Source organism: Paenibacillus sp. J22P90 (assembly GCF_059692195.1).
Window position 1 is genome coordinate 1,177,772 of sequence record NZ_JCAUAY010000002.1, and the last position, 26,330, is coordinate 1,204,101.

Annotated in this window: 22 protein-coding genes; 3 read left to right on the forward strand and 19 right to left on the reverse strand. The window is 45.8% G+C overall.

Annotated features, from left to right (window positions below; all coding sequences use genetic code 11):
- Positions 1-112: 112 nt before the first annotated feature.
- Together AC58UX_RS09840 and AC58UX_RS09845 are read right to left on the reverse strand one after the other, a co-directional pair.
- Complete coding sequence (locus AC58UX_RS09840; RefSeq protein ID WP_497251899.1) at positions 113-1,453, reverse strand: ABC transporter substrate-binding protein; 1,341 nt, start codon at positions 1,451-1,453, stop codon at positions 113-115.
- 422 nt (positions 1,454-1,875) lie between these two features.
- A complete protein-coding gene (locus tag AC58UX_RS09845) occupies positions 1,876-2,751 on the reverse strand; it encodes a 5'-3' exonuclease (protein ID WP_497251901.1) in 876 nt (291 codons plus the stop codon).
- A gap of 113 nt (positions 2,752-2,864) precedes the next feature.
- On the opposite strand from AC58UX_RS09845, the gene AC58UX_RS09850 reads away from it, so the two are divergent.
- Positions 2,865-3,020, forward strand: coding sequence for a hypothetical protein (locus tag AC58UX_RS09850; protein WP_497251903.1), 156 nt, complete (start codon positions 2,865-2,867; stop codon positions 3,018-3,020).
- Between the two features lie 62 nt (positions 3,021-3,082).
- On the opposite strand, the gene ssuE is transcribed toward AC58UX_RS09850, so the two are convergent.
- The 3 genes from ssuE to AC58UX_RS09865 form a co-directional block, all read right to left on the reverse strand.
- Positions 3,083-3,625 carry an NADPH-dependent FMN reductase gene (gene ssuE / locus AC58UX_RS09855; RefSeq protein WP_497251905.1) on the reverse strand — a complete coding sequence of 181 codons (543 nt, stop codon included), beginning with the start codon at positions 3,623-3,625 and terminating at the stop codon, positions 3,083-3,085.
- 159 nt (positions 3,626-3,784) lie between these two features.
- The gene (locus tag AC58UX_RS09860; protein WP_497251907.1) at positions 3,785-7,030 is read right to left on the reverse strand and encodes a glycosyltransferase family 39 protein; all 3,246 of its coding nucleotides are present in this window, start codon (positions 7,028-7,030) and stop codon (positions 3,785-3,787) included.
- Between the two features lie 82 nt (positions 7,031-7,112).
- Positions 7,113-7,340, reverse strand: coding sequence for a DUF7667 family protein (locus tag AC58UX_RS09865; RefSeq protein ID WP_497251909.1), 228 nt, complete (start codon positions 7,338-7,340; stop codon positions 7,113-7,115).
- Positions 7,341-7,576: 236 nt separating this feature from the next.
- Here AC58UX_RS09865 and AC58UX_RS09870 point away from each other — a divergent pair, with 236 nt between their 5' ends.
- Positions 7,577-9,328, forward strand: coding sequence for an alpha-glycosidase (locus tag AC58UX_RS09870; RefSeq protein ID WP_497252155.1), 1,752 nt, complete (start codon positions 7,577-7,579; stop codon positions 9,326-9,328).
- Between the two features lie 451 nt (positions 9,329-9,779).
- On the opposite strand, the gene AC58UX_RS09875 is transcribed toward AC58UX_RS09870, so the two are convergent.
- The 4 genes from AC58UX_RS09875 to AC58UX_RS09890 all read right to left on the reverse strand — a co-directional run bounded on the left by AC58UX_RS09875 (position 9,780) and on the right by AC58UX_RS09890 (position 14,918).
- Positions 9,780-11,351: an alpha-amylase family glycosyl hydrolase gene (locus tag AC58UX_RS09875; RefSeq protein ID WP_497251911.1), complete on the reverse strand. Its 1,572-nt coding sequence runs from the start codon at positions 11,349-11,351 to the stop codon at positions 9,780-9,782.
- Complete coding sequence (locus AC58UX_RS09880; RefSeq protein WP_497251913.1) at positions 11,348-12,196, reverse strand: sugar ABC transporter permease; 849 nt, start codon at positions 12,194-12,196, stop codon at positions 11,348-11,350. The genes AC58UX_RS09875 and AC58UX_RS09880 overlap by 4 nt, the downstream gene beginning before the upstream one ends.
- Positions 12,193-13,506, reverse strand: coding sequence for a carbohydrate ABC transporter permease (locus AC58UX_RS09885; protein ID WP_497251915.1), 1,314 nt, complete (start codon positions 13,504-13,506; stop codon positions 12,193-12,195). Before AC58UX_RS09885 ends, AC58UX_RS09880 begins: the two co-directional genes overlap by 4 nt.
- A gap of 92 nt (positions 13,507-13,598) precedes the next feature.
- Positions 13,599-14,918, reverse strand: coding sequence for a sugar ABC transporter substrate-binding protein (locus AC58UX_RS09890; RefSeq protein WP_497251917.1), 1,320 nt, complete (start codon positions 14,916-14,918; stop codon positions 13,599-13,601).
- Between the two features lie 482 nt (positions 14,919-15,400).
- Here AC58UX_RS09890 and AC58UX_RS09895 point away from each other — a divergent pair, with 482 nt between their 5' ends.
- The gene (locus AC58UX_RS09895) at positions 15,401-16,426 is read left to right on the forward strand and encodes a LacI family DNA-binding transcriptional regulator (RefSeq protein ID WP_497251919.1); all 1,026 of its coding nucleotides are present in this window, start codon (positions 15,401-15,403) and stop codon (positions 16,424-16,426) included.
- Positions 16,427-16,520: 94 nt separating this feature from the next.
- On the opposite strand, the gene AC58UX_RS09900 is transcribed toward AC58UX_RS09895, so the two are convergent.
- The 10 genes from AC58UX_RS09900 to cobD all read right to left on the reverse strand — a co-directional run bounded on the left by AC58UX_RS09900 (position 16,521) and on the right by cobD (position 26,324).
- The gene (locus AC58UX_RS09900) at positions 16,521-16,712 is read right to left on the reverse strand and encodes a hypothetical protein (protein WP_068666109.1); all 192 of its coding nucleotides are present in this window, start codon (positions 16,710-16,712) and stop codon (positions 16,521-16,523) included.
- Between the two features lie 169 nt (positions 16,713-16,881).
- On the reverse strand, positions 16,882-18,057 hold the full coding sequence (locus tag AC58UX_RS09905; protein WP_497251921.1) for a DNA sulfur modification protein DndB: 1,176 nt from the start codon (positions 18,055-18,057) through the stop codon (positions 16,882-16,884).
- Positions 18,057-19,223 (reverse strand): DNA sulfur modification protein DndB, encoded by a 1,167-nt coding sequence (locus AC58UX_RS09910; protein ID WP_497251923.1) that lies wholly within the window; start codon positions 19,221-19,223, stop codon positions 18,057-18,059. Before AC58UX_RS09910 ends, AC58UX_RS09905 begins: the two co-directional genes overlap by 1 nt.
- Before the next feature lie 90 nt (positions 19,224-19,313).
- Positions 19,314-20,489 carry an aminotransferase class I/II-fold pyridoxal phosphate-dependent enzyme gene (locus AC58UX_RS09915; RefSeq protein ID WP_497251925.1) on the reverse strand — a complete coding sequence of 392 codons (1,176 nt, stop codon included), beginning with the start codon at positions 20,487-20,489 and terminating at the stop codon, positions 19,314-19,316.
- Positions 20,490-20,515: 26 nt separating this feature from the next.
- Complete coding sequence (locus AC58UX_RS09920; RefSeq protein WP_497251927.1) at positions 20,516-21,616, reverse strand: site-2 protease family protein; 1,101 nt, start codon at positions 21,614-21,616, stop codon at positions 20,516-20,518.
- Positions 21,617-21,623: 7 nt separating this feature from the next.
- Positions 21,624-21,989 carry an arsenate reductase family protein gene (locus AC58UX_RS09925; RefSeq protein ID WP_497251929.1) on the reverse strand — a complete coding sequence of 122 codons (366 nt, stop codon included), beginning with the start codon at positions 21,987-21,989 and terminating at the stop codon, positions 21,624-21,626.
- A 127-nt stretch (positions 21,990-22,116) separates the two neighbouring features.
- Positions 22,117-23,058: an RluA family pseudouridine synthase gene (locus AC58UX_RS09930; protein ID WP_497251931.1), complete on the reverse strand. Its 942-nt coding sequence runs from the start codon at positions 23,056-23,058 to the stop codon at positions 22,117-22,119.
- Positions 23,055-23,624 carry a cob(I)yrinic acid a,c-diamide adenosyltransferase gene (locus AC58UX_RS09935; protein ID WP_497251933.1) on the reverse strand — a complete coding sequence of 190 codons (570 nt, stop codon included), beginning with the start codon at positions 23,622-23,624 and terminating at the stop codon, positions 23,055-23,057. The genes AC58UX_RS09930 and AC58UX_RS09935 overlap by 4 nt, the downstream gene beginning before the upstream one ends.
- Before the next feature lies 1 nt (position 23,625).
- On the reverse strand, positions 23,626-25,212 hold the full coding sequence (locus tag AC58UX_RS09940) for a cobyric acid synthase (protein WP_497251935.1): 1,587 nt from the start codon (positions 25,210-25,212) through the stop codon (positions 23,626-23,628).
- Positions 25,209-26,324 carry a threonine-phosphate decarboxylase CobD gene (gene cobD / locus AC58UX_RS09945; protein ID WP_497251937.1) on the reverse strand — a complete coding sequence of 372 codons (1,116 nt, stop codon included), beginning with the start codon at positions 26,322-26,324 and terminating at the stop codon, positions 25,209-25,211. Before cobD ends, AC58UX_RS09940 begins: the two co-directional genes overlap by 4 nt.
- Positions 26,325-26,330 lie beyond the last annotated feature (6 nt).

A 26,330-nucleotide genomic window follows, 5' to 3' on the forward strand; every position in this document is an offset into this window, starting at 1 on the left:
TGTCATCTTGATGTTCAAATTTTTGGTTCACAAATGACGCTAAACAGGTACCCATCGTCTAAACACTTCTTAAAAGTGTTCAACAATGGGTACCTGTTATGAAAACCTTATGTTACTTTTTATTTTTGTCCAAAATAGCCGTTGCATCTTTACGGAAGGATGTTGCCGCTTCTTGTACGGTAATTTTCTTATATAGCATTTTCTCAACGGTATCTTTCAGCAGCTTCTCGATTTCAATGGAACCAACAGGGTTCGGAGGATCCATCGGTGCGCTGTTTTTCTCAGCCCACGCCACGTAGTCGAAAACTTTAATTTCATTCGGGCTCAATAGCGGCTTCAACGCTTCTTTCACTTTAGAAGCGACAGGTACCCCGCGCTCGCCTTTAATGATTTTATTTGCTTCAATATCATTGATCCAGAAATCAATAAATTTAGCTGCTTCTTCTTGTACTTTGGAGCTGCTTGCGACGGACCAATACATACTTGGTTTGAGGAACAAACCTTTCGTAGCGTCAGGACCTGGCATCGGTTGCAGCACGAGATCACGTTTAGAAGCTGTCGCTAGACCGATGAATTGGTTGGACCAGCCATTAGAGGAAGCAGAATTCCCTAATGTCATCTCATCATCTTCAGGTGTACCTTTCTTCTGAGCAGCTTTATCGAGCGGCAGCAAGCTTCCAGCGTCATACCATTTCTGAATGCGGCTAAAATAATCCACGAACAGCTTATCGTCGGTGTAGCCTAGCGCTGTGCCTTCGGCGTTATACATTTTTTGACCTAGGGTACGCAAATAGTAAGGGAAGAATACGTCGTCCCGGAAGCCGCCCATGATTTTACCGGCTGCTTTCGCTTTCGTCGTAATCGCATCCAAATCAGACCATGTCCAGTTCTTCTCTGGTGGCGTGATGCCTATTTTTTTCAACATTTCGAAGTCCATCATGCTTGTTAAAGCATTGACCCCTAAGTTCATCGCAACAAGCTTCCCGCCTACTTGACCGCCGGATACGGCATTTGGACTTACATCATCGACATTGAGCACTTTACTCTTCGTAAAAGGTGTCAAATCAGCGAGCTGATTTCTTCCACCGTATTGCGTTAAATACGAGATGTCCATCTGAATAATGTCTGGGAGTTGATTAGCGGCAGCTTGCGGTGCAAGCTTTTTCCAATAATCATCAAATGCTGCATACTCCGATTCGATATCTACATTTGGATGTGCTTTTTCATACATTTCAATTACTTTAAGTGTGTAATCGTGACGAGCTTGACCGCCCCACCATGCAATACGCAGCTTAACTGGGTCTTTACTCGCACTAACTGTTGCACTAGGAGTCGTCGTTGTTGCTGGTGCTGTTGTAGCTCCACCACTTTGATTATTAGAAGTACCAGAAGAACAAGCAGTTGCAGTAAAAATCATGGATAATGACATTAACGAAACGATTGCTTTTTTCATGGTTAAATCTCCCCTTTTTTACGTACATTTCAGTTCAGGTAATCGCTTACATTCCCTATTATCTTCTAAAAATTAACAGATAGTAATGGAAAATTCCGTTCTCTTTGTTCAATTTTCAGATAAGGTGGATGAAAAAAAGGGACCCTCCAGCCATGAATATGGCGTGGGGGTCCTCTCTTGCATGCAGCTATGAAGGCTGCAAAAGTGCATTAAGGCAACCTTTTTTAGCGGCTTGACCGCTCGATATAAAATACATGTGCAAATAGGCAATTATTTCCGCCGCCACGCCTCTTCTAAGCACCTTTTCGATCCAAAAGGTTGCACTTTCGCACTTATTTCCCTCTATTTCGCCGTTTTCCTCGAAAATAAGTGCCTTTTTGCATTTTCGACCTCTTAGTAGCTATTGTCCCTTATATAACGTACTAACCGATCAGTCTCAATAAACCTTTGTAGGCGATTTCCTCGAACTTGGTTACAACCTTCTCCCGCTCCATCGCCCAAGCGCAATCTTCAAGCGCACAAGCAACTGGTGCATCCAAGCGAATCGTTGCCAGATCAAGCGAAAGATGAAGCATTTCCAGCTCAGCTTCGATTTTGGAGCGAACGCCCTTCGGAAGAGCGGCTAGGTTTTCTAGAATGCCCGCGATGTTCTGGTACTCATTCAACAGCTTCGTTGCTGTTTTCTCCCCGATCCCTTTGACTCCAGGATAATTGTCTGCCGTATCTCCCGTTAATCCCTTCAAATCTATGATTTGAGCAGGGGTTAAGCTCTTCTCCGCCATGAGTGTGTCTAGCGTGTAGACCATGTAGTTGGAGTATCCTTTTTTCATAATAATAACTTCTGTATTCTCATCGACAAGCTGCAGCATATCATGATCCCCAGTAAGGATTTGCACTTTCGCATGAGGGCTGTATGTACGAGCCAAGGTACCGATACAATCATCAGCTTCATAACCAGCTACACCTACATTCGGAATGTTAAAGCTAGCTGTCACGTCCTTGACCAAATCGAATTGTGGAATTAACTCCTCGGGAGCCGGCCCCCGATTCGCCTTGTAGGCTTCAAACTTCTCTGTACGGAAGGTTGTGCTTCCCATATCCCAACAACACACAACGTGAGTAGGTTTGAATGTTTCTATCGCGTCTAGCAAATATTTTAGAAATCCATAAACACCGTTAATAGGCACGCCATGATCCGTTCTCATGATATAACCGCTGGATGAAGTAGCGTAAAAACCGCGAAATAATAAGGCCATGCCGTCAACAAGCAGCACGGATTCAGATGAATTGTGTGACATTTATAATCGCTCCCATTCGTATAAAGCCTATCAAAAAATAAACTCGCTACGAGTAGTATAGCACGGGACAACTGTTCCCGACACGAAAAACCCGCCATCAGTAAAAGTTACCAATGACACCAACTATGATGATTGCGCGCTACCAATGGGTCGGGTACAATGAAATTAAAGCACAATTCATACTAGGGGCTGATACATATGGTCTCTATCAAACCTACAAGGTCCGTAGACCATCCAGTCGTGTGTTCCCAGCAACAGTTGAAGCGTAGTTTTCGAAAATAAAAACCGTCACTTCAACAACTGAAGTAACGGTTTTTGTTTGTATTCGCAGCTAGCGGCTAGTATGCCATTTAATTTCTTGTACAAATTCAGTTATGGATTCGTTCAACCGTGCAGAAATTTCATCATCCAAAATGGCCTGTCCCTGATCGCCCCATGTGACTTGTTTATCTAGGACATACACGCCTTGGAGAATATTCTGAGCGCCTAGCACAGAAAGTACAGGTTTGAGGGCATAATCGATAGCCAGCAAGTGTGCGTAGGTTCCTCCAACCGCTAGTGGAAGCACAATTTTACGCTCGAGTCCTTTTTGCGGTAAAAGGTCCAGAAATGCTTTCAATACGCCTGTGTAGGAAGCTTTGTAGATTGGCGTAGCTACTAAAACAGCATCTGCATCAGCCACACGCTTCGTTGCATTGACAATAGCCTCGCTGTCAAACTTCGCATATAACAAGTCCTCTGCAGGAATGTCCCGGACTTTAATCCAGTCTACTTCTAAACCTGCTTGCAGAAGATCGCTTTTGGCGACTTCGATTACACCGTGTAACCGTGAGGTTGGGGTTGGACTTCCTGAAATGATAACGACTTTAGCCATTTGATTCACTCTCCATGTGTAATGTTAAAAAAAAGAGACGCCAATACCTTTGTTCGATACAAAGATGACGTCTCCTGCTGTCGGGTCGACTAATTTAATTCATAGTAATTCACTTGGAATTATATTACCATGGCTTTTGGAGGACGTCAATGCGCAAGACTAAAAGAAATTCCAACCTGGCATCCACCGTAAAAAGAACGAATACTTAGACGGTATGATCATACCTGATAAAATCGGGTAAAACAGGACGAATAGTACAAAGACGGCGGCTAAGTAGCCGTATACCCATCTTCTTTTATGCAACGGACCTTGCTCCAAATAGTCTTTGATGTAATAAGTTAAGATCAGAACTAGGAACGGTACCATAGCAAAATAGTGATAAATGAACGTCAATCTTGGCACCAACATCCACGGTAAATATTGTGAACAGTAAGCAATGAGCAGCACTCGCAACAATTTATCTCGACGCGTGATGGCAATATAGAAGGACATTAACACCGCTATAAAGCCCGGCCACCACACCAGCGGATTGCCGAATGACACGATGCTCGAAAGCATGCCCTGCGGCATCAACTTCGCTTGATAATACCAGATCGGACGCAGCATCATCGGCCATTCCCACCAAGGTGACGAGAACGGATGCGTAGCAACTAAATCTTTATGGTATTTGTACATATGAACTTGGTAAGTCACAACATCCTTCAGATTATGTCCTGGTCCTGGCACCATCATGAAAGGAATATAAGATAGCGTATAAACACCCAGCGGCACGACGACAAACATGAGTACACACCAGAGTAAAGTTAGCAATGTATTGCGGATAAAAAGCTTTTGCACACGTTGAAGCTTCGTTGACTCAGCCTCTGTAAGATGGAAACGTTCCTCTCCAACGTCTACAGGTTCCTCATCTTCATCTAACCTGCTCTCCGTCATCAGTAATCGCTTGGCAAATTGGTACTCTCTGTATCGCTCCCATAGCGAAATTGCTAGTAGCACGGCCAAACCGGCTCCGCCGTAAATGACGATCCATTTGGACGCAGCACCGATGCCGAAGAACAATCCGGAAAGACCCAGCGGAATTAACGTCGCCCAAAGCTTTTCGCGGAAGAAGCTCAAGGTTGTATACCGATACATGAAATAGAACATCAGCATGATGAAAAAGACACCATACACATCAATCGTGGATATTCTCGTTTGCGCAAAGTGCATGAAATCAAAGGTAAGTAAGAATGCAGCAATAAGTGCATATTCGGAACGGCCAAACATCCGCTTCGCAAACACATACATAATCGGAATCATTCCAATACCGAATAGTGTACCGATAATCCGCCATCCAAAAGGATTCAGACCGAACACATAAATACCGATGGAGATGAATATTTTACCCAGCGGAGGATGCGTGCTCTCATACGGCTCGATCTTATGAAGATGCTCATAAGCTGTTCTTGCGTGATAAATCTCATCGAAATACGTGCCATTCATATATGTAGGCGTGTAAGGGACAACGCTCGCTTCGTCAAATAGATGGGATGTTTTGCCCTCATCGGAGGCATTAACATCTACTTCTTTCACGCTAGCGATCGGTAATGGCGTCGTTCCCCCATCTCCGAAAATCCCAATTTCATGCAGATGCAGCTTGGCGCTCTCTTGCGTGTCGATCACAATCTTGACATAACGCGCTTCTTTGTTCGCTTCAACGGTATACCACGTGAACACCTTCGTATGGTCCGATTTTACGGCAGTGGCATCCTGCCACTGCTCGCCATCATTCGAAAACCAATACGAATACGCACCTTCCCCTACACCAGCAAAGCTATTGATACGTGTAATCTGATGTGTGCTACCGAGGTCGGCAATAACCGTCTCTCCTGCATTCGTAGGTTTCCAGAACGTCGTTGGATCCTTATGCCCGCCTAAATGAAATAAGGCAATGATCGCATAAACCACCACTAGAGCTCCAAGATACAAGGCATCTTTACGCGAAAAAAAGCGCCCCCGTTTACTTCTTTCTATATGATCCTCTGTAGGCTGGAAAATCGCCTTCCACAGCGGGGTCTCCCTTGTATCCGTTGCTTTTACTTCAGGCTCATCCTGATCTGGATGCACGTCAACCTTGTCATTCACTAGAGGTATTGTCTCCTCCACAGTCCCATCTTGATCCGATTTCACGAAAAGCCTCCATCCCAATATACATGCATAGACAAACATCATAACATTGATCGCCGAAACCGTCAGCATCAAAGGATTATATCGCGGGATATGATAGTCCTGATGGAAGCTGCGCAAGAGCACATCGCCGATATTGATAAAATGTGTAATACTAAAGCCTATAAAAAGCCATAAAATCCGGCGATCCTTCATATAAATAAAGCTCGTTAAGGCTAGCAATAAGCCGTAGTGTAAATAGCGCTCGTGCATTTTGGTCATACACATAAATACAGCCGTTATAAATAAAAAGGATATGTACAAGACAGCACCGCGTCGCCCCTTACCCAACCAGTAGAGCAGACAAACATAGAGGATGGACAACGTCATCAGGACAAGTCCAATCCATTTATAGGACAAGGGCCCGAGACCGCTGTTCATGTCAATGAAGTTTCCGCCGAGCAGGGCAAATAGATTAAACGCATTCAGCGACGCATACGGATAAGAAGCCAATGTGCCTGAATACAACTCGATCATCCAACCATAGCCCCTGCCCACTGCAAAAGGAAGCGAGAGAACGGCCATTGTAGCTATGCCCGTAAGGACGCTCAACAACCATACCATCGCGTTGCGTGCCCGTATGACATCAATCAACAGAAATACGCCAAACAGCAGCGCTTGCGGCTTAAGCAAGAGCGCTAGTGCGATAAAGAAGGCCGCTTGTGGCAGCTTGCCCTTCATTTGCATCAACAATGTGGCGACAATAAAGAGCATAAAAAAAGAATCGACCTGTCCCCATACCGCTGAATTTGACCAAATGGCTGGGTTGAAGGCAAATATGGCGGCAATCCAGAGTGCCTGCTTCCACGTACGTGCACCCTCTTGTTTGCTGATCGCTAGGCGGAACAGTAGATAAACTGTGCCGAGATCCGCTAGGATGGCCGGAAACTTAAGGACGAGTAAGGAACCCTCACTCTCCCAAGGTATTGAAAACTTATGATGTAAGAAGCCGACAACATATAAGACGTACATATAGCCAGGGGGATAATCTAGGAAATAATCTTTGGCATTCGTATATAAGTCCTTTAATCCAACCGTATATGCGCGATCTGCCCACGCCATGAACGTTCGCACGTCCGTATCATAGCCCACCCATGTGGGGGCCAAAACTAGTCTAAGTATGAGTGCAATCAGAAGCATGATTCCTAAAAGGTAGAATGAATAGGGAGCTACTCCCCGTTGTTTTAACCAACTTACCATGCGACATCTCCTTAGCATTAAACTCTCCCTATTATACCTGTCCACACGCATCCAGAAAAGGAAAAAAGCACCGACGCTAAGGTCAGTGCTTCGGTTCAATCTTTTCGATGCGCTCACAAATGTCATGCAGCCAATCATAGTCCCCAGTCATGGAGGCACAGAGCGATAAATTTTCTAGTTTTAATCGGTTCCATACATAAGTCGCGTTCGCTTCCATGCAAAGCATTAATTCCTCTTGCTCGCCTCGAGTTAACTCTCTAGCTCTGCGTAATGTCCATAATTCCGCCATACGTTGATGAACGGCTAACATCGTTCTTAGCCCCCTGCTCCGTGAAGTCGCTTTTATTATGTAGTATGGACAAAGTAGGGAGACTCGAAACAATAAAAAAGACTAGACCCTATCCGTTTATTTTCTTATAATTAAACTAATATAAAGGCAATGCTACCTAACAGGTACAACCTCGGATTCGAAACTTTCGAATGGGGGTCAGTACCTGTTTTTTGCGTATATTTCACAATTACCCAGAGGGGGCTCCTTGGATGTCGATGGTCATTGAAGCGGTCTATCACCGCCCGAAATTAAACTGGTCTTATGCCTACGATGAGAAAACGGTACATATTAGAATTCGTACGAAACGTGATGACGTGAAAAAGGTTTATGTGTACGCCGGGGATAAATATGCATGGGAGCGTACCTCAAATTATGTTGAAATGCGTATTTTAACCAGTGATGCGTTATTCGACTATTGGGAAGCTGCAATCCAGCCGCCTTATCGGCGCTTGCGATATGGTTTTAAGCTGCAGAATGGCAAAGAGCAGCTCTGGTTAACGGAGCAAGGCTTTTTCCCTAAGGAACCAGCGGATTCGAATGGGATGTTTGAGTATCCATTCCTCAATCCTGCTGACATTCTTAAGCCGCCAGCTTGGGTGAAGGATGCCGTGTTTTATCAAATTTTCCCGGAGCGATTTGCTAATGGCGACGCAAGCTTAGATCCCGAAGGGGTTGAGCCTTGGGGCGGCAAGCCTACGCCAACGAATTTTTTTGGCGGAGATTTGGCAGGTGTGCAGCAGCACTTGGACCACTTATCTGAGTTAGGCATAACTGCGATATATTTCACACCTGTGTTCGAAGCGACAACCAATCATAAGTATGATACTAGGGATTATAGGAAAGTAGATCCGCAATTTGGCACCAATGAGACTTTAAAAGCGTTAATCGAGGCTTGCCATCGTCGCGGAATTCGCGTCCTGCTTGATGCGGTATTCAATCATTGCGGGCTTACCTTTCCACCATTCGTCGATGTCATGGAGAAAGGTGCTGACTCTGCTTATGCAAACTGGTTCCATGTCAAAGAGTGGCCGCTTCGTGTGGATGATGATGGCATCCCAACATATGAGACTTTTGCCTTTGAGCCAATCATGCCTAAGCTGAATACGGAGAACGAAGAGGTTAAAGCCTACTTGCTGGAGGTCGCTGAATTCTGGGTAAAAGAAATCGGTATCGATGGCTGGCGCCTCGATGTGGCCAACGAACTCGATCATCACTTCTGGCGTCAATTCCACGACAAGGTGAAACGCATCAATCCAGATGCTTATATCCTCGGTGAAATTTGGCACGATTCCATGATGTGGCTGCAAGGCGACCAGTTCGACGCTGTCATGAACTATCCTTTCACGACGGCGGTGCTCGACTTCGTAACCACGGGCAAGCTCGACGGCTATGGCTTCGCCAATGCGGTTGGTGCCCAGCTGGCCAGTTACCCGCAGCAAGCTAACGAAGCTGCGTTCAATCTGCTGGACAGCCACGACACGCCTCGCCTGCTTACGCAGTGCGGAGAGGATAAGCGTCGAATGAAGCTGGCCGCGCTGCTTCAGTTCACGTTCCCGGGGACGCCGTGTATTTACTACGGCGACGAGGTAGGGCTTAGCGGCGGCGGCGACCCCGATTGCCGCCGCTGCATGGAATGGGACGCGTCCTTACAGGACCGCGACCTGTTCGAGTTCTACCGCAGGCTCATCGCCCTGCGGCGCAACACCGAAGCGCTGCGCACCGGCGCATTGCGCTTCCTGCACGCCAAGCCGGGCGATGCCCGGCTTGTGTTCGAGCGCGTTAACGAAGATGAGCGGGTGCTCATCTTTGTTAACGCGCAGCGACGCTCTGCGCAGCTGAGCGTCAAGGTCTCTGGCGAGCGCCGCTGGCGCGATGCGCTCGAGGGCGGCGCCGCCGCCGAGGCGGCCGGCGGCAAGCTGCGGCTGCAGCTGCCGGCGTACGGCTACGCCGTGCTGCGCGCGGAATAATCGCGTGGCGTTGCTGCGATTCCTGGGGTTTCGTGCCCCTCCTGCAGCAGTAATCATGTTTTCATCACTTCAGCGCGTATTTATCACGTTTCCATATCTGTAGTGATGATTTTCATCACTACAGAGCTAATTTCTCACATTCCTCCTTCTGTATTGATGATTTTCATCATTCCACATGAGAAATCAGAGAATTCTCGCCTCGTCATCTTCTGTAAGCGCGTTTGTCATCACTACAGAGCACATTCCTCTCGTTCCTCCTTCTATCGTGATGATTTTCATCATTACAGATGGAGGAATAGGGGGATTGGCCTACTCTCCTCACTCACCCTACTTAAGCACGCTTTCCGAGCCTATCCTTCCCATCTGCCATACCTATGTGCACTCCCGATCCCACCAACACAAAAACCCCCTCCACCACGCATTCTAGCGCAGCGGAAGGGGTCTACTTTCCCTACTTCTTCAAAATCACACTCGAATAAGCAGGCACAACCAGCTTATTCCCATCCAGCTTCCAACCCTTAACCGTGAACCGTTTCACCTTCGTGAATCCAGTATTCACTTGCTCCTCACTCAGATCCAGCACCTGCTCCTGACCGGAGAGGTTATGAACAACAAGCAGCGCTTCCTTGGCTTCGCCTCTGACAAAAGCCGCGATGTGCTCATTACTCGCCTTAAACTCACTGATCTTCCCGCTTTGCAGAGCAGGCTCGTCATTTCGCCATTGGATCAGCTTCTTATACTGATTCAGCAACGAACTCGAATCTTTCAGCTGATCAGCCACATTCGGTGCTCCTTCTTTATTGTACCGCGGAGCTTCCCAAGTCGTCTGACCACCACCGCCAGCAGCGGTCCAATGCATCGGCTCCCGCAAGTACTCGTCCGGCTTCATCCCCAGCATGCCGATTTCCTCGCCATAATAAAGGAACGGGTTGCCTGGCATCGTGAGCAGCAGGGCTGCAGCCATTTTCGCATGATTCACATTACCCTGAAGGGCACTCATCACCCGCGTCTGATCATGATTGGACAGGAATGGCGCATCAATGAATTTGCCGCTAGAGGTTTTGTCATATAACCCGTAAGCCCGTTCAAGGGTGAACGCGATGTTTCCTGCGGTTTCTGTATTGGCAGAGCTAATCAATGTTTTCGCTAAATCAAAGTTAAATCCTGAGTCGAGTGCTTTGTCCAAGTAAGGCGCAATCACAGCGATACTATCCCAAATTTCTCCGACCACATAAGCATTCTCTTTGACTTCCTGCAGACCTGCACGGAATTCTTTCCACCAAGCAACATTTTTCAGCGAGGTTTGAGGATCTTTTTTAGAGTCGGTAAAATCTTCATAAACATGCTTAGCCGCGTCTAAACGGAAGCCATCGGCACCTTGCCCAAGCCAGAATTGGCCGACTTTAATCATTTCCTTGCGAACATCCGTATTGTCAAAATTCAAATCCGGCATACCTTCCCAAAAAATACCGAGGTAATGACTGCCATTCTTAACATGCCAGGCTTTGTCGCCAGCCGCACTTTGACCGACAGCAGGCCTCCCTTGATCCTCAGCCCACGTATACCAGTTACGATAAGGACTGTTCTTATCTTTTGCAGCTTCAATGAACCAAGGATTTTCGGAACTAGTATGGTTGACAACCAAGTCCATAATAACCTGAATCCCGCGTTTATGCGCCTCTTTGGTCAATGCCTGAAAATCAGCCATCGTACCAAACTCAGGATTTATCTGATAATAATTCGTCACATCGTAACCATGATAGCTAGGGGAAGTCATGATTGGTGTTAGCCAAATCCCTTTGATCCCCAGATCCTTTAAGTAGTCGAGCTTGTCCGTAACCCCATTCAGGTCACCGACCCCATCGCCATTCGAATCCTGAAAGGAACGGACAAAAATCTCATAAAACACGCCGTGGTTATTGCCACTACCCTCGTTGGTCTTCCCTTTCGAGCATCCTGTCACCATCAGCACAAGCGCCAACCCGAGCATCCAGATCAGATTCAGCCTACGGGATCTTATCATCCTTTGGACGCTCCGGCCGTTAAGCCATCAACGAGGAAGCGCTGTAAGAATACGAATAGTATCGTAATTGGCAGGGCAATTAGCACCGACCCAGTCGCAAATAGCGCAAAGTTACTGCTTTGTTCCTTATCCACTAAATCGAACAAGCCAACCGCGACGGACCAGTGATCTTTGGAACGCAACACGACTTTGGCCAAAATAAAATCAACCCACGCACCCGTAAAGGACATTAGTGCGACATACGTTAGCATTGGCCGAGATAGCGGCAGCATGATTCTTATAAATATTTGCAGGTTCGATGCGCCATCAATGCGCGCCGATTCTTCCAAGCTCCGCGGGATCGTATCAAAAAAGCCCTTTACCACAAAAGCTTGCAGCAAGCCTGCCGCCGAATAAATCGCTACTAGCGCATAAATGTTATCAAATAATTTTAGCTGCAGCAGTAAGACATAGAAAGCGGTTAAGCTCATAAACGTTGGAAACATACTCAAAATGAGCACACCCGTCATGATTGTTTTTCTGCTTTTGAATCGGAATCTAGATAAAGAATAGCCGCTAATCGTCGTTAGAATGGTAGAGAAGATCATCGTCAACGTAGCGATTTTCAGCGTGTTCCAATACCAAGTTGTAAATTTAAAGCGTGTTGAGGTTAACAACTCATGATAGTGGTCTAAGGTTAAGCTTTTCGGAATCAATGTCGGGCTATACAGCGCGGCACCTGGCCGGAATGAGGCTAATACAACCCAAAGTGCAGGATAGATGCAACAGATCGCAATGATAACCAGCACAATATAGCTTAAAAGCAGACCGAACGTAAATTTCGTTTTTTTGCCCGTAGTTTTCATTGGATCATATCCTCCTCTTTGAATGAGCGCGTTTTCCGATAGCTCCAGATGGAAAGCGAAGCAATCATAAAGAAGATGATAATCCCGACCGCTGCCGCGATATTGTACTTCTGTTGATCCAACGTCAGCTTATACAGCCAAGTCACGAGCAAATCTGTACTTCCGCCATATTGGTATTTCCCGTTAACCGGATCACCTTTGGTCAATAAGAAAATAACGTTAAAGTTATTGATATTACCTGCAAATTGAATAATCAGTAACGGCGCTGTTGTAAATAAAATGAACGGCATCGTGATGAGACGGAACTTTAAGAATGCCGATGCTCCATCTACCTCTGCAGCCTCATATAGATCTTTCGGAATCGCAGTTAATACGCCCATAATGAGAATCATAGAAACCGGAATACCAACCCACATGTTGACGATAATTACGGTAATTTTCGCCATCGTGGGATCCGTCAGCCAAGGAAGTTTGCCTAAGCCGAAATAGCCCAAGTATTGATTAATCGGACCAAATTGTCCGTTAAACATATTTTTCATAACCAATAAGGAAACCAACTGCGGAATCGCATAGGGAATGATGAAGATCGTTCTCCACATGCCTTTAAGGCGAATGCCTTTTTGATTCACGAGTAACGCGACCAGAACCCCACCCATATACGTCGTGAAAGTCGCTACAACCGCCCAAATAATAGTCCAGCCTAAGATGTGGAAAAAGGAATAGCTCCATGTTTTGAACATAATCAAATCATGAAACGTTCGGAAGCCTACCCATTTCAGCACCTTCGCTGGCGGCAGATTATCGGGACCAGAGTAATTCGTAAAGGCAATCAATATCGTAAAAATAATCGGCAAAATCGTGACGAACAATACACCTATGATAGGAATGGAAAGAAAAATCTCCGGAAAACGCTTATCTAACACATGTCGTACAGATTGTGCAAAGTTCGCGGGCTGCTTACCCTCTTCCCGTTTCTTCCCTGTTAGGTAAGCGTCTTTAATATTCATCACATACACGACAGCGAAGAGGAAAAACAGCAGCAATGTAATCAATCCACCCAACATCAGGAAGATGGAATGATCTCCTTTTACAGTTTTGGCAACACCATTGATCGTTTCGAAATGGGTTGGGGTTTTCCCCAGTGTAAACAGTCCCCAGATCGCGTGACTCAAGTTTTTAATAAAATAATTGAGTCCTACAACTTCGATGAGAAGCAGGAGGAGCCCTTTCATATACTGGCGATTATACAATTGTCCAAGGCCAAGACTAATTACAGATAAAGCAGCCGCCATGCGACGATGAGTTCCCATTTCTTCAGCCAGCTCCTTCCCTATCCTAGAATGGAATCACCCGCCGATTCCTCGACGGGTGTCCGCAACCTATACAAGTCGTTATACAAATCTTATTTTGTTGCTGCGTTCGTATCTTTAATTTGTTTAACCGCGTTGTCTAGCGTTGCTTTAGGATCCTTGCCATCGTTCCAAATATCGCCTAGCGCTGCGCCCATTGGTGTCCAGATGTTGCCCATTTCCGGAATGGAAGGCATTGCTTGGGACGTTTTCAATTGTTGCAGGAAGCCGTTAGCTAGCTCATCGTTTTTCACACTGCCATCCTCAGCTGCTGCTTTATTGGAAGGAAGCTGACCGGAAATTTTGAAGTTCTCCAATTGAGCCGCTTGGGAAGTCGCAAAATGAGCAAATAGTTTAGCTGCGTTCGGGTATTTCGTATAAGCGTTAACACCTAAAATTTTGATACCTGCAAAAGATACAGCTGGCTTGCCATTAATCGTTGGGATTGGTACTACGCCAATGTTGATTTTTGCATTTTTGTAATCAAGAATCGTCCATGGTCCATTAAGATCCATTGCAAGCGTACCGCTTGTGAAGAGACCTTTTTTGATGTCATACGTTACATCGCCGGATTTTACAGGAAGTACATCCTTTTTCAAAGAAGCAAAGAACTTCGCTCCAGCAACCGCGCCTTCATTGTTAAGACCGATGTCTGCTTTATCTGTCCCATTTTTACCAAATACGTATCCACCAGGACCTGCTAGGAACGCATAGTCAAAATAGAAATTTCCAATGTCAAACATGAAAGCAAATTTGTTTTTACCAGGATCATTGTACGTTTTAGCAAAAGCGACTACATCATCGAATGATTTTGGAGGTGTTTTCACCAAGTCTTTGTTATAGATCAAAGCGTAGGTTTCAACGGATTTCGGGTAACCGAACAATGTATTATTGAAGGTCGCTCCTTGTACAGCAGCTTCCGCGTTGTCTTTTTTCGTTTGATCTGCGAACACATCATTCGGCAGATACAAGCCTGCAGATACCATTTTTCCTAAGTTATCATGCGGGATTACAGTTACGTCAGCTGCTACACCAGCTGGACCGTCTGCAGTCAATTTTGCCGGTTGATCCGGCGGGTTCACTTCTTCGAATTTTACAGGCACTTTATATTTTGCTTCGAATTGCTTCGCAATAGATTCAATGAATGCTTTTTGATCCGGTGCATCCCAAACAACGAGTTTGGCACCAGCTTCTGGTTTAAGACCCATATCGTTATCAGTTGTTGTTGCTGTCGTTGCTGCTGCAGTAGCTTTCGGCGCTTCAGTTGCTGCTGCTGCTGAAGGCTTTGCTGTTTCCTCAGGTGTGGAAGAACATGCCGTAACAGATAGTGCAACAACGGATAGAGCTGCAATCATGGATAGTGATTTTTTCATTTTTGTAAGACCCCTCTCATATTAGGTAAATAGTCAATCTTAGCGTAGTATTGCTGGCTTGCGAACAAATGTAAGCGACTTCACAAATTTGTGCAAACGTTTGCTCATTTGGGTTGAGATTAGTTTAAATTTTCTAATCCAGCGAATAAATGTGCTTGATCAATGTGAATAAATTGATTGAAAGCGCTTTATTCATGTGTTATCATACAACACAACTCTTCGTTTGTAAAAACGTTTGCACAGATTAAATTCGGCGATTTATCCGAAATTTCAGGTCATTCCCTTTCAAATACTCCTATTATCGAAGTATTTCAAAATAATTCACGAATGCCACATTGCAACTATTTGCACAATGTCGTATGCAAATTGCACAAAACATTATTCTTCATGCTAATGATTTACTTTTGCTTTAGAAATAGCTAACATAGAAAATAACGCATCACGATTCGTGAGCACAATCGTTTGCACTGGAGGTTCGGACCATGTCCGTTACGATTATCGACGTCGCAAAGAAAGCAGGGGTTTCTCCTTCCACTGTATCCCGTGTTATATCCGGACATCCGCGTATTAGTTCGGCAACTATTAACAAAGTGAAAGAGATTATGGACGAATTGGGTTATCACCCGAATGTGATGGCTAAGAGTCTCGTATCCAAAACTACGCAAACAATTGGTATTCTACTGCCTCGTTCGGCAGAAGAACTGTTCTTAAATCTCTTTTTCTCCGAAATCATTCGCGGTGTTGTGACACAATCTACACGCAGCGGCTACGACCTGATGATGACCACTGGTACATCTGAACGTGAAGAGGTCGAAGCGATTACGAGACTTGTCAAAGGACGCAGAGTCGATGGTATCATTCTGCTCTATTCTCGTAAATCCGACCCTGTGATCTCCTTCTTGCAAGAGATGAAATTCCCATTCGTCCTTGTGGGTCGAAGCGAGGATTTCCCTGAGGTATTATCCGTTGATAATAATAATGTCCTAGCTGCCTATGATGCGACGCGGCATCTCATCGCCCAAGGCCATAAGCGTATTGGCTTCGTGAGCGGTCCTCCTAACCTCATCGTTTCACGCGATCGTATGGATGGATATGTACAAGCCATGCGAGAAGCCAAGCTAGGAATCCAATCCGAGTGGATTGTTGAAGGTGAATTTCTGCAAGAAAGCGGATATCGCGCCATGTCGTTTTTTATGAATTTGCCTGAACGTCCTACCGCTCTTGTCGTTATTGATGATATTGTTGCTTTCGGCGTTCTTCGCGGGGTCACTGAGCTTGGTTACAAAGTGCCTACTGACCTTAGTTTGGTTGGTTTTAACAATATTCCCATGTCGGAGCTATCTTCCCCACCGATCAGCTCTATTGATATCGGTATCTATCAGCTCGGTTATACAGCATCACAAACCTTGATTAAAGCCGTGAAGGGAGAACAGATTCATCACAATCACATCATCATTCCGCATCGATTGATGACAAGAGAATCGTCTCTTCACTCCATTCATTCTTGATGATCATTTTTCGTCATATACGCGCGAACAGAAGAAAGCAAGAGAGCTCGTCCGCTCTCTTGCTTTTCAACTTACTATCAATTTGCAACAATCATTAAGGAATGTGAACAACGGCAATTTTATCCACTGGGAAATAGAAGACAGTACCAGCGTTATTTGCGATGACAACATTACCATTTTGGATACCTAGAAATCTACCTGTATGATTTGGTGTAGTACCTGCATGGATAGTAATAACAGTTCCAAGTCCAACATGAGCCAAAGTAGCATATACGGAGCAACTCATTGTGTTTTCCTCCCTTCAAACTTTATATGATATAGTATTCTAGTTTTTCCGTTTTGATATAGACGAATGAAGAAGTGGATGCGTATATTTTAAGAATGAAAGATTAGAACACAAAAAAACCTTTCTATCTCAACCAACTTTGAGATAGAAAGGTTTTCTATTTCTCCGCTTAAGCGGAGGATACTTCTTCGGAATCGCTAGCAGAATCCGTGCCTTCAAGGAAGAATTGCACGAGTTTCACATGCTTTTTCAACGATTTCTCGTGAATGAGATTGATTTTGCCATTATCCAATGCGCCAAATACATAGATTAACTCTTCATTATCATGCGACCAATCAAAACCTTCCAGCAATTGTAAGGACTGTGTCCACTCATCGTTATACTCCCCATTCGGGAACAAGAAACGATTTGCATAGAGCGCAATACTCTCTTGAATCACACGGTTCGCGGAAGTATATTGCGCCAATCCTGGCTGCTCAGGCATCATCGGCAGGATGGTATTAAAGAACTGATGCAAGATTTCAACATAGGTCGATGGATCGTGGCGAATTTTACGCTGTAGCTCGTAGGAAGGCTGCATTCTGCCTGAGAACAGCATCGTTGCCGTCGCATACAACCAGCTGAAGCATGTAAAATTGCGGTTAAAGGACGTCAAGTTACTGCGTCTTTCCACGCCTGCTGCCTTCAGGTAGACGTTATGATCCACAACTTGTTGAATAACCAGATTAAGCGGATCGATGGAATCGAAGGAATGCCCAAGCTCCTTACTAACAAGCTGGACCTTGGAGTTGATGTCGCCGAATAGCTGCTGCTCCTCTTCCTCCGTTAACCCAATATAGATTTGCACAGCAAGCTGTGTTTCCATCAAATCTAAACGTCTTCCCTCAAGTTGATTAATCGTACCTTCTGTTTCCTCAACCTCTTGCTTAATGTCCGCATCGTCACTAAACTTACGTTGCTTAATCTTAAGCAAAGCCAGCTTCTTCTCAAAGCGACGAACTTCCTTCTGCATCTGATCATTCACATAACCAAGCGCTAGAATACGATGTTGGCCATCTAGAATGGACAGCTTCGAACCATGACGCAATAGGAACTCTTTTGCCCCTTTGGAGAGCTGATTCACCTCACGAAGTGATAGTGTAACAGGGCCAAAGAACACATGGTCCAACTCACGTTCTTGCAAATAAGTAGAGATCTTCCGGCGCTGCATATTACTTAGCTTCCGTTGAACCATAGGATCGATCATCGTGTAGTTCAGCAGGTCCTGAACGCGTAAGGCAACAGTCGCGAGACCGAACCTTTCGCAGAACGGATGGATGGTCATTTTTAGGCGTAATCCTTCCATTAGCTCACGTCCTCCTTATTGGCAAAACTAGCTTTATAGGCATCTGCATCACTGATCAGGAACGCATTCTGCTCTTGATAGAAGTTCTTAATATGGTTGTATGCCTTCATGATACGTGTACGTCTCGGCAAACGATCCTTCTCTTCGCCAGCGTAAATACTATTCCAATTCACATGAGGTAAAATTTTCAAAGCATGCTCCAGCGCATAGCGGTTGAAGCTGCCTGTTTTCGTCGCCTCTTCGTGCATGAACAAGGCTAACGCAATTTGGATATTCTCGGACCACACAATTTCACCCTTAGCTGGTGATGGCAGATGTGTCAGTAATCCATTAAAATAACCGCCAGCAAGCGAGATTAATTCTTGTAAATCTTTATCCGCATACTGATAGTTGTTATTCCGAGCCGCTGATTTCATTCGGCCTTCAAACAATCCCACCAGAATCTCAATTAACAAGTGATAGGAGAACAAATACTCAGGCGATTTTCCGCGCTCCGAGAACATATCCACGGTCAGACGCTGCATGGCAGGCGCTTTCGCCGCTAGCTCCGTCGCAGCCACATGATAGAACCGACGCTGATCACGAAGCACAGCCAAGTTACCACCAAGTTTACGAGGAAGCTTGTTGATGTCAGAGAACAATTGACGCTCCTGACGTGCGTTGATATCCAGATACGTCATCGTTGAGATCGGGAACGCATAAAGACGGCGCAGCTTTTCTGTGATCTCTTCCATTTTGTCATATTCACGGCGATCCTTCGCACGTGCCATCTGACTTTGCAGCGTTTCCATAATCCGTTGAAATGCCGCTAATCGGTGCTGACCGTCAACCACGTACAATTTCTCAATCGGCTGAAGTCGAAGGGCTTGATGCTCATCATCATAATGCCCTGCACCTCTTGCTGAGAAAATAATACCTGGGAAATAGATAGGCTGGCGATCCTCTAAGTATAAATTCACATAGTCAATTAATTTGGACAGGTTACGTGGAATGATCGCACGTTGTACTTCTAAATCAACCTCGAAAATAGAAAATAGTTTGCTAATAGGTAATGTAGCAGCTATTGTCGCTTGCCCGAACGTCTGTCCTAAAATTCCGGGAATTTCTACGTACGACGACGGCTTCTGATCAGCTAACAACTCTGACAGTGAAGAAATGGCATCCATATGCTTACCCCTTTCAACATATAAATTATCGTAAAGCCTTACAGTTACATATGTCTCTCATTCTCCTATTTTTACCAATATCTCTAACTTTCATTCTAAGGTTCGTAGCCAATCTCCTATACGCCTTGCTGCCTCAAGTAATCGAGCCTCATCTTGCACTAAAGCAATACGGACAAATCCTTCTCCTTCAGCGCCAAATGCATCGCCAGGAATGACAACTACACCGGCCTGAAACAACATTTCCCGGGAAATTTGTCGAGACGTCCAACCCTTTGGTATGGGAGCCCAAATAAACATCGTTGCTTTCGGTGGTGGAATGACCCATCCCGCATCATTTAATGCCGAAATAAATGCATTTCGTCTCTTCTCATACGTACTTGAGACAGTGTGATCGTTTTCCATGTCTTCTTCCAAAGCTGCAATGCCTGCTGCCTGAATTGCTCCAAATACACCATAATCAATGTTCGATTTGAGTGTCTTGAGCGCTTTGACTGCATCTGCATGACCGGTTAGAAACGCGATACGACAGCCTGCCATATTAAAGCTTTTGGATAAAGAATGGAATTCAACGGCAACCTCCTTAGCACCTTCAATTTCCAAAATGCTCATCGGCTTATAGCCGTCAAAGGCCATTTCGGAATAGGCAAGATCGTGTACAACAAGCAAATCATGCTTCTTGGCATAGGCAATTAAATGCTCAAAGAACGCTCGATCTGCAACAGCAGACAACGGATTGCTTGGATAGTTTAACAGGATGAATTTCGCCTTAGCAGCCACGTCATCTGGGATGTCCTCTAATTGGGGTAAGAATTGATTAGCTGCACGCAGCGGAAGTAAATAGGGCTCTACGCCCGCCAACACGAGACTAGCCGAATATATGGGGTAACCTGGATCGGGGACAATCGCGATATCCCCAGGATCACAGAGTGAAAGCGCTAAGTGAGCAAGCCCATCTTGTGAGCCCATTAAGGTCAAAATTTCCGTTTGAGCATCGAGCTCGACTCCGAAACGATAGTGATACCATCTGGCTACAGCCTCGCGAAACGCCAAGCTCCCTTCAGATGTGGGGTAACCGTAATGCATAGGGTTGCGCACAGCCTCAGCCATAGCTTCCAAAATTCGCGCAGAAGGAGGTAGGTCAGGGCTTCCTATACCTAAATCTATGACGTCCACCCCTTGGTTCATAACCTCTCTCTTCCATTCTGCCACTTCCGAAAAAATAGCCGAGCCTAGCTGTTGCAGCCGTTTAGATCCTTTAAATGTCATCGATAGCTTCCTCGTTTATGTAAAATTCATGTAATGATACCGACTTGATGAACAAGTCTAATCATATATAGCAAAAATAAGATTAACACCAAATACGAGATACCGAACTTCCAGCGAGTCTTGACTGGCACTTCATAATAATGTTCCTGTAACCCCAGCGGGGAGTATTCGACTTGGATCTGGAGACCGAGATGCAAGCCATCTTCTTTATTCATACGATCTACTTTGACCAATTGCACTCTTTTAACGATGGACTGAACCGGTAAATAAGCTTGCCCCTCAAATCCAATACCCTGCCACGACATGACCATGGTTTGTCGGCCAGCGCCTGGTCCTTGTAATTCTGAATAGGTAACGTAGTCCAAGTCACGTGTGTGATTCTCCCCCGGAATCATATAACCTTGCTGCAATAAATGATTGGCTGGGAATTCGAATCGAGAAGCGACTGTAACACGCTCTTCTTTATGGCGATATCGCACATATTTCTTGTACAAATCCCATGCAAACATCGCCAAAATGAGAATGAAAATAACCTTAGTCGAAAAATAACTGTCGATGTAGACAATGAATATGAGCCCGCCAATTAAACCAAGCAGCCATAGCCATCGTGTTACCGCCGTTGAGATTCGCCCGCCATCCAAGGGATTAATCGGCAATAAATTTATCAAATTTAGAAAAAAAGCTGCATATGCTACTGAAACAATGATGGCCGAATCCAAATAAACGCCTAGAGCAAATGCAAGCAATCCACCGATTGTACCTAAAATCGGCCCTCCAAAGCCAATAAATGCTTCCGTTACTGCATCTGAGGGATTTCTTTTTATTCTAGTCATAGCACCGAAAAATGGAATGAAGAGAATACCAGAAACCGGAAGCCCTTTCATCTTCGCTGCAAGCACGTGCCCTAGCTCGTGAATTAGGATCATAAGTACGAGCCCAATCGCAAACGGCAAGGGTGCCAAATAGGCGTATGCCCAGATCGTGATAAACATCGAGATGATTGCGCCGCCGACCTTGCCAAGCTTCAATGCGGTAAGAAGCAGCTTGCCTTGCGATAGAAGAACAGCGATGAATCCTCCAATGGCTAGCGGTGACTTTTTACGTGTTGGCTTCTTGTCGTCTCCCACGTACACATCACCCTTTCGCCCAAACAGCCTCAAAAACATCCTCTTTAAAGCCTACGGTCACCTGGTGGCCATCGGTTACAATCGGGCGCTTGATTAATCTCCCATTCGAGGCAAGCAAATCAAGCATTTGCTCTTGTGACATGCCTGGCAGCTTGTCTTTCAAATTCATTTCTTTGTAGACTTCACCTGATGTATTGAAAAACTTCTTAATTTCCAAACCGCTTAACTTCAGCAATTCCGCTAGTTCTACTGAGGAAGGCGGCGTTTCAAATAAAGGGACCTGATCTGTAATATCAACTTCGTGCGCTTTCAGCCACTTTACTGTACTTCGGCACGTCCCACATTTATCGTAACCATACACTTTAACTCCCATGTTGTAATAACTCCTTTATGCCGTATGATGATCTTATAGAACTACTTAAAATTTTGGGCTAATTTCCAAGGAAAGTCAAGCAATTGCAAAGAAAAACCATCCAAAAATTGGAATGGTTTTTGATTTTTCACCCTTTATTGGCTAACCATTGCTCAAGTTCAGATAAATCCGCTGGCAAAGGCGCCTGAAACTCGGTCCATTCCCTTGTGCCTGGATGCACAAAGCCCAGTTTATACGCATGTAGCGCTTGCCGGTGTAACTTTTCACTAGCTTCAAGTTCTGCCATATTCACTTCGAATTGAGGCAAGGTGTACATTTTGTCCCCCAACAGCGGGTGACCTAAGTGTCGCATATGCACGCGAATTTGATGCGTTCGCCCCGTTTCCAGCCAAATCCGAACGAGGGCTGCTTTGTCGAATTGTTTCACAACTTCATAATGGGTCACCGCATGATATCCATCAGGCCTGACGACGCGTACATGGGGCTGCTCATCATCACGATCAATAGGCTCATTAATCGTGCCTGTAGGTGAAGCAACCGTGCCCCAAACGAAGGCAAGGTATTCTTTTTTCACAAGATGCTGAATCATTTGTTCGGAAATTTGCTGATGTACATAAGGTGTTTTGGCAATTGCGAGCACGCCTGAGGTTTCTTGATCCAAGCGATGCACAGGACGGAAACGGCACGTAATCCCCGCTTGCTGCCAGTGATGCACGACCCCATTTGCAATCGTATTCACATAATGACCATGCGTCGGATGAACGATGATCCCTGCATCTTTAGCCAGGATAAGCAGATGCTCATCCTCGTGAAGAATGTGCAGCGGGAGCTCCTGAGGCAAAATATCCTCCGATTGCTCCTCCTCCATCCGAATTTCCACACGGTCGCCAGCCTTTACTTTGATATTGATGTACTGCCTTTCCCCGTTGACTGTGATCCCTCGTTCCGTGAGCTTAATGCGGGATAACAATTTCCGTGAGACCATCAATCTTTTTTGCAGCACCGTTTTGAGAATAAAGCCCTCTTCCTCAGGCGGAACAATGTATACTAATGGTTCATAGTAGCTCATGATTTACGTTTAAACACCTCTGCGCTGCGTATATATTCCACATCTGCGATGCCCTCACGGAAGTTCGCTGTACGGGCAATCGTAAAGAAAAAGTCAGACAGTCGGTTCAAATATCGACGCACCTCGGGATTAATTTCCTGTGTGCGTGCGAGTGTTACGACCAGACGTTCCGCTCGGCGGCATACGGTTCGACAAACATGCAAGGTAGATGAAACCGTTCCTCCCCCAGGCAAAATAAAGCGAGTGATATCCGGCGTCTCCGCATCATATTTATCAATCCAAGCCTCCAACGTATCCACCATGTCTGCCGTTACTTTATAGGGTCGCAAATCCTGCTTCAGAAGCGCAAGATCGGCTCCGCAATCAAACAGCTCATGCTGAACCTGCAGCAGATCTGGCAATAAATCTGGATATTTCTGCGGATCCATGAAGCTCATTGCCTGACCTAGGAAGCTATTCAGCTCATCCGTCGTCCCATAAGCTTCGACTCGGTCATCATCTTTGTCCACACGACCGCCGATTACGCTAGTTTGGCCGGCATCTCCCGTACGTGTATAGATTTTCATCTCAAAACCCCTCCCGCTTCGTAGGATGTGTTACGTCAATCATCTCATACAATCGCTTCATATCCAAGTGCGCCCTCACGTGCTCAGCCAATCGATCAAATGCTGCTTCACGGCGCTCCTTATAACGAAGCCCTTGCTCGACCGACGGCAGCCCCTTGTGCGCGCGAATCTGATTTAACCATGCTCTACGGAAATCATCATTATGCAAAATGCCATGGATGTAAGTTCCCCACACTCGCCCATCTAAAGAGACTGCCCCGTCCTGATGAAGCGTCGCTTCATTTTGAATAGAGGCAACAGCCATTATTTCGGCGATTTGGAAAGGAGCAATGAGCTCATGCACATACTGCGTTCGTCCCATGTGAATTTCATAACCGTCAATCTCTATAGGATTAGACTCTGTTGTGAAAAGCGTGCTTCTCCCCTGCACCCGTACCGTCCGCTTATCCGGCGTGAATACGGTCTTGGTCGGCAGCAAGCCTAAGCCTTCAAGCTCCTCATGCTCGGATTCATACCTGCCCGGATCCGAAAGTGTGATACCTAGCATTTGATAACCGGCACAAATACCAACGATCCAACCTTTTTCATCTTGGGCAAAAGAAACGAGTCTCGCAGCTATGCCAGATTCCTTCAAATAATGCAAGTCTTCCATCGTATTCTTACTTCCTGGAAGTAAGACCACATCCGGCTCTCCCCAGTCAGAGAGATGCTCGATATATCTAAAATGCACATCCAATTCCTCTTCTAACGGATCAAAATCCGTAAAGTTAGAAAGGCGAGGCAGGCGAATAACGGCGACGTCCAGTTGGTCTGAGCGCTTAGGGGCGGCGACTTTGCGGAGCTGTGCTCTTTTGGAATCGAGGGACGCGGAATCTTCATCCTCAATACCGAGCTGCTGCAAATAGGGAATCACACCGAGAACTGGTATCCCTGTGCGCTCTTCTAACCAATCCAAACCGGGTTTCAGCAAGCTGACATCGCCACGAAATTTGTTAATGATAAAGCCTTTTACCCGATCTCTTTCCTCAGGAGTCAAGATTTCAAGTGTTCCCACAATGGAAGCAAAAACACCGCCACGATCAATATCAGCCACGAGGAGCACTGGTGCATCTGCCCAACCAGCAAGTCTCATGTTAACGATATCGCGATCCTTCAGATTGACTTCAGCCGGACTTCCCGCACCTTCCAGCACAACCATGTCATAGTCGCTGCGAAGTCGTTCTAATGCCGCTTTTACGATCGTTTCCGCATGTGGCAAATAGGATTCTCTGTACGTTCTTGCATCCAAATCTGCATAGGGCTTCCCGTGTACGACAACCTGTGCGACCATGTCTTGCTTAGGCTTGAGCAGAATCGGGTTCATGTCTGTCGTGGCGACGATTCGGCACGCATCCGCTTGCACGCCTTGCGCTCTGCCGATCTCTTTGCCATCGAACGTAATGTAGGAGTTAAGGGACATATTTTGTGATTTAAAAGGCGCAGTCAACAAGCCGTCCTGAACAAAAATTCGGCATAGTGCCGCCGTAAGAATGCTTTTGCCTACATCTGAGGCTGTGCCTTGAATCATTAGAACTTTGGATTGAGTCATGGTCTGTCTGTACCTCCATCCCTAGCTAAGTCGCTCATCATATTTCGCAAACCTTGAACTAAACGCTCGTTATCCTCGCGAAGCCGAATAGCTACGCGACAGTAGCGTTCGTTCAGCCCTTCAAACAACGAGGCATCACGAATGAGAATACCTTGATGTCCCAAATGCTGTTGAGCTTGCTTTACATGAATCCCCGTCGGCTCAGGAAACGAGAATAGTAGGAAATTCACATCGCTCACTACGACTTCCAATCCTAATCCTTCCAGCTGCTGGGTGAGCCAAGGCTTCTCCGTTTGTAACCAGTCCCTTGTCGACTGTTCAAAAACCACATCATCCAAAACCGCTTCACCTATGCGCTGCGCGAGATAATTCACACTCCACTGTACCTGCTGCTCTCGCAGCTGCTTAATAAGATCGGGGTGAGCTACCATAAAACCTAAACGAATGCCCGGGATCGAGTAAAACTTCGTCATGGAGCGAATCACGTTGAGATCGTGACTTGTAGAAGCTAGCTTCAGCAGCGAATGCTCCGCCTCCGAAGGAACAAAATCCATAAAAGCCTCATCAAGTACAAGCTTGCGCTGACTGTGGAGAAGATTATTCAATAAAGGGCGTGGAAGAACTTTACCGGTGGGATTGTTCGGAGACCCTAGGAAAAACAAGTCGGCAACAGGCAAGGCGGCTTCGAGATCAGACCACTGCAGTTCAAATTGATGCTGAGGACGTAACGGGATATTCGTTATCTTGCCACCCGTTTTGTGCACCGCTTCTTCATATTCGCTAAAAGAAGGCCTTGCAAGCCCTGTCGTTTTTGGCTTCAGCACCCGAATGATGAGATCAATTAGCTCCGCTGCGCCATTTCCAACTAAAATGCTCTCGGGATCGATCTCGTATTTCTGCGCTAGCTTGCGGCGTAAATCACGAACAGCCGGATCTGGATATTTGACGATATCGCGCCAGCTCTCTGCCAAAATCACTTTCACCACTTCGGGAGGTCCGAGAGGGTTCATGTTCGAGCTGTAATCTAGAAACTGCTCCTTTGGCCGACCAAAAGCTTCTGCCGCCGTCCACAGATCACCACCGTGTCCGTAACGCTCTAACATAATGCTCATTCCTTT

Coding starts and splice junctions, on each gene's coding strand:
- AC58UX_RS09865 (WP_497251909.1), bottom strand. CDS start 7,340: ATGTTAGCCGTTCATCAACGTATGGCGGAATTATGGACATTACGCAGA.
- AC58UX_RS09850 (WP_497251903.1), top strand. CDS start 2,865: ATGACACCAACTATGATGATTGCGCGCTACCAATGGGTCGGGTACAAT.
- AC58UX_RS09885 (WP_497251915.1), bottom strand. CDS start 13,506: ATGGGAACTCATCGTCGCATGGCGGCTGCTTTATCTGTAATTAGTCTT.
- AC58UX_RS09870 (WP_497252155.1), top strand. CDS start 7,577: ATGGTCATTGAAGCGGTCTATCACCGCCCGAAATTAAACTGGTCTTAT.
- AC58UX_RS09840 (WP_497251899.1), bottom strand. CDS start 1,453: ATGAAAAAAGCAATCGTTTCGTTAATGTCATTATCCATGATTTTTACT.
- AC58UX_RS09890 (WP_497251917.1), bottom strand. CDS start 14,918: ATGAAAAAATCACTATCCATGATTGCAGCTCTATCCGTTGTTGCACTA.
- AC58UX_RS09935 (WP_497251933.1), bottom strand. CDS start 23,624: ATGAAAATCTATACACGTACGGGAGATGCCGGCCAAACTAGCGTAATC.
- AC58UX_RS09895 (WP_497251919.1), top strand. CDS start 15,401: ATGTCCGTTACGATTATCGACGTCGCAAAGAAAGCAGGGGTTTCTCCT.
- AC58UX_RS09930 (WP_497251931.1), bottom strand. CDS start 23,058: ATGAGCTACTATGAACCATTAGTATACATTGTTCCGCCTGAGGAAGAG.
- AC58UX_RS09905 (WP_497251921.1), bottom strand. CDS start 18,057: ATGGAAGGATTACGCCTAAAAATGACCATCCATCCGTTCTGCGAAAGG.
- AC58UX_RS09910 (WP_497251923.1), bottom strand. CDS start 19,223: ATGGATGCCATTTCTTCACTGTCAGAGTTGTTAGCTGATCAGAAGCCG.
- AC58UX_RS09900 (WP_068666109.1), bottom strand. CDS start 16,712: ATGAGTTGCTCCGTATATGCTACTTTGGCTCATGTTGGACTTGGAACT.
- AC58UX_RS09880 (WP_497251913.1), bottom strand. CDS start 12,196: ATGAAAACTACGGGCAAAAAAACGAAATTTACGTTCGGTCTGCTTTTA.
- AC58UX_RS09845 (WP_497251901.1), bottom strand. CDS start 2,751: ATGTCACACAATTCATCTGAATCCGTGCTGCTTGTTGACGGCATGGCC.
- ssuE (WP_497251905.1), bottom strand. CDS start 3,625: ATGGCTAAAGTCGTTATCATTTCAGGAAGTCCAACCCCAACCTCACGG.
- AC58UX_RS09940 (WP_497251935.1), bottom strand. CDS start 25,212: ATGACTCAATCCAAAGTTCTAATGATTCAAGGCACAGCCTCAGATGTA.
- AC58UX_RS09915 (WP_497251925.1), bottom strand. CDS start 20,489: ATGACATTTAAAGGATCTAAACGGCTGCAACAGCTAGGCTCGGCTATT.
- AC58UX_RS09875 (WP_497251911.1), bottom strand. CDS start 11,351: ATGATAAGATCCCGTAGGCTGAATCTGATCTGGATGCTCGGGTTGGCG.
- AC58UX_RS09860 (WP_497251907.1), bottom strand. CDS start 7,030: ATGGTAAGTTGGTTAAAACAACGGGGAGTAGCTCCCTATTCATTCTAC.
- AC58UX_RS09925 (WP_497251929.1), bottom strand. CDS start 21,989: ATGGGAGTTAAAGTGTATGGTTACGATAAATGTGGGACGTGCCGAAGT.
- cobD (WP_497251937.1), bottom strand. CDS start 26,324: ATGAGCATTATGTTAGAGCGTTACGGACACGGTGGTGATCTGTGGACG.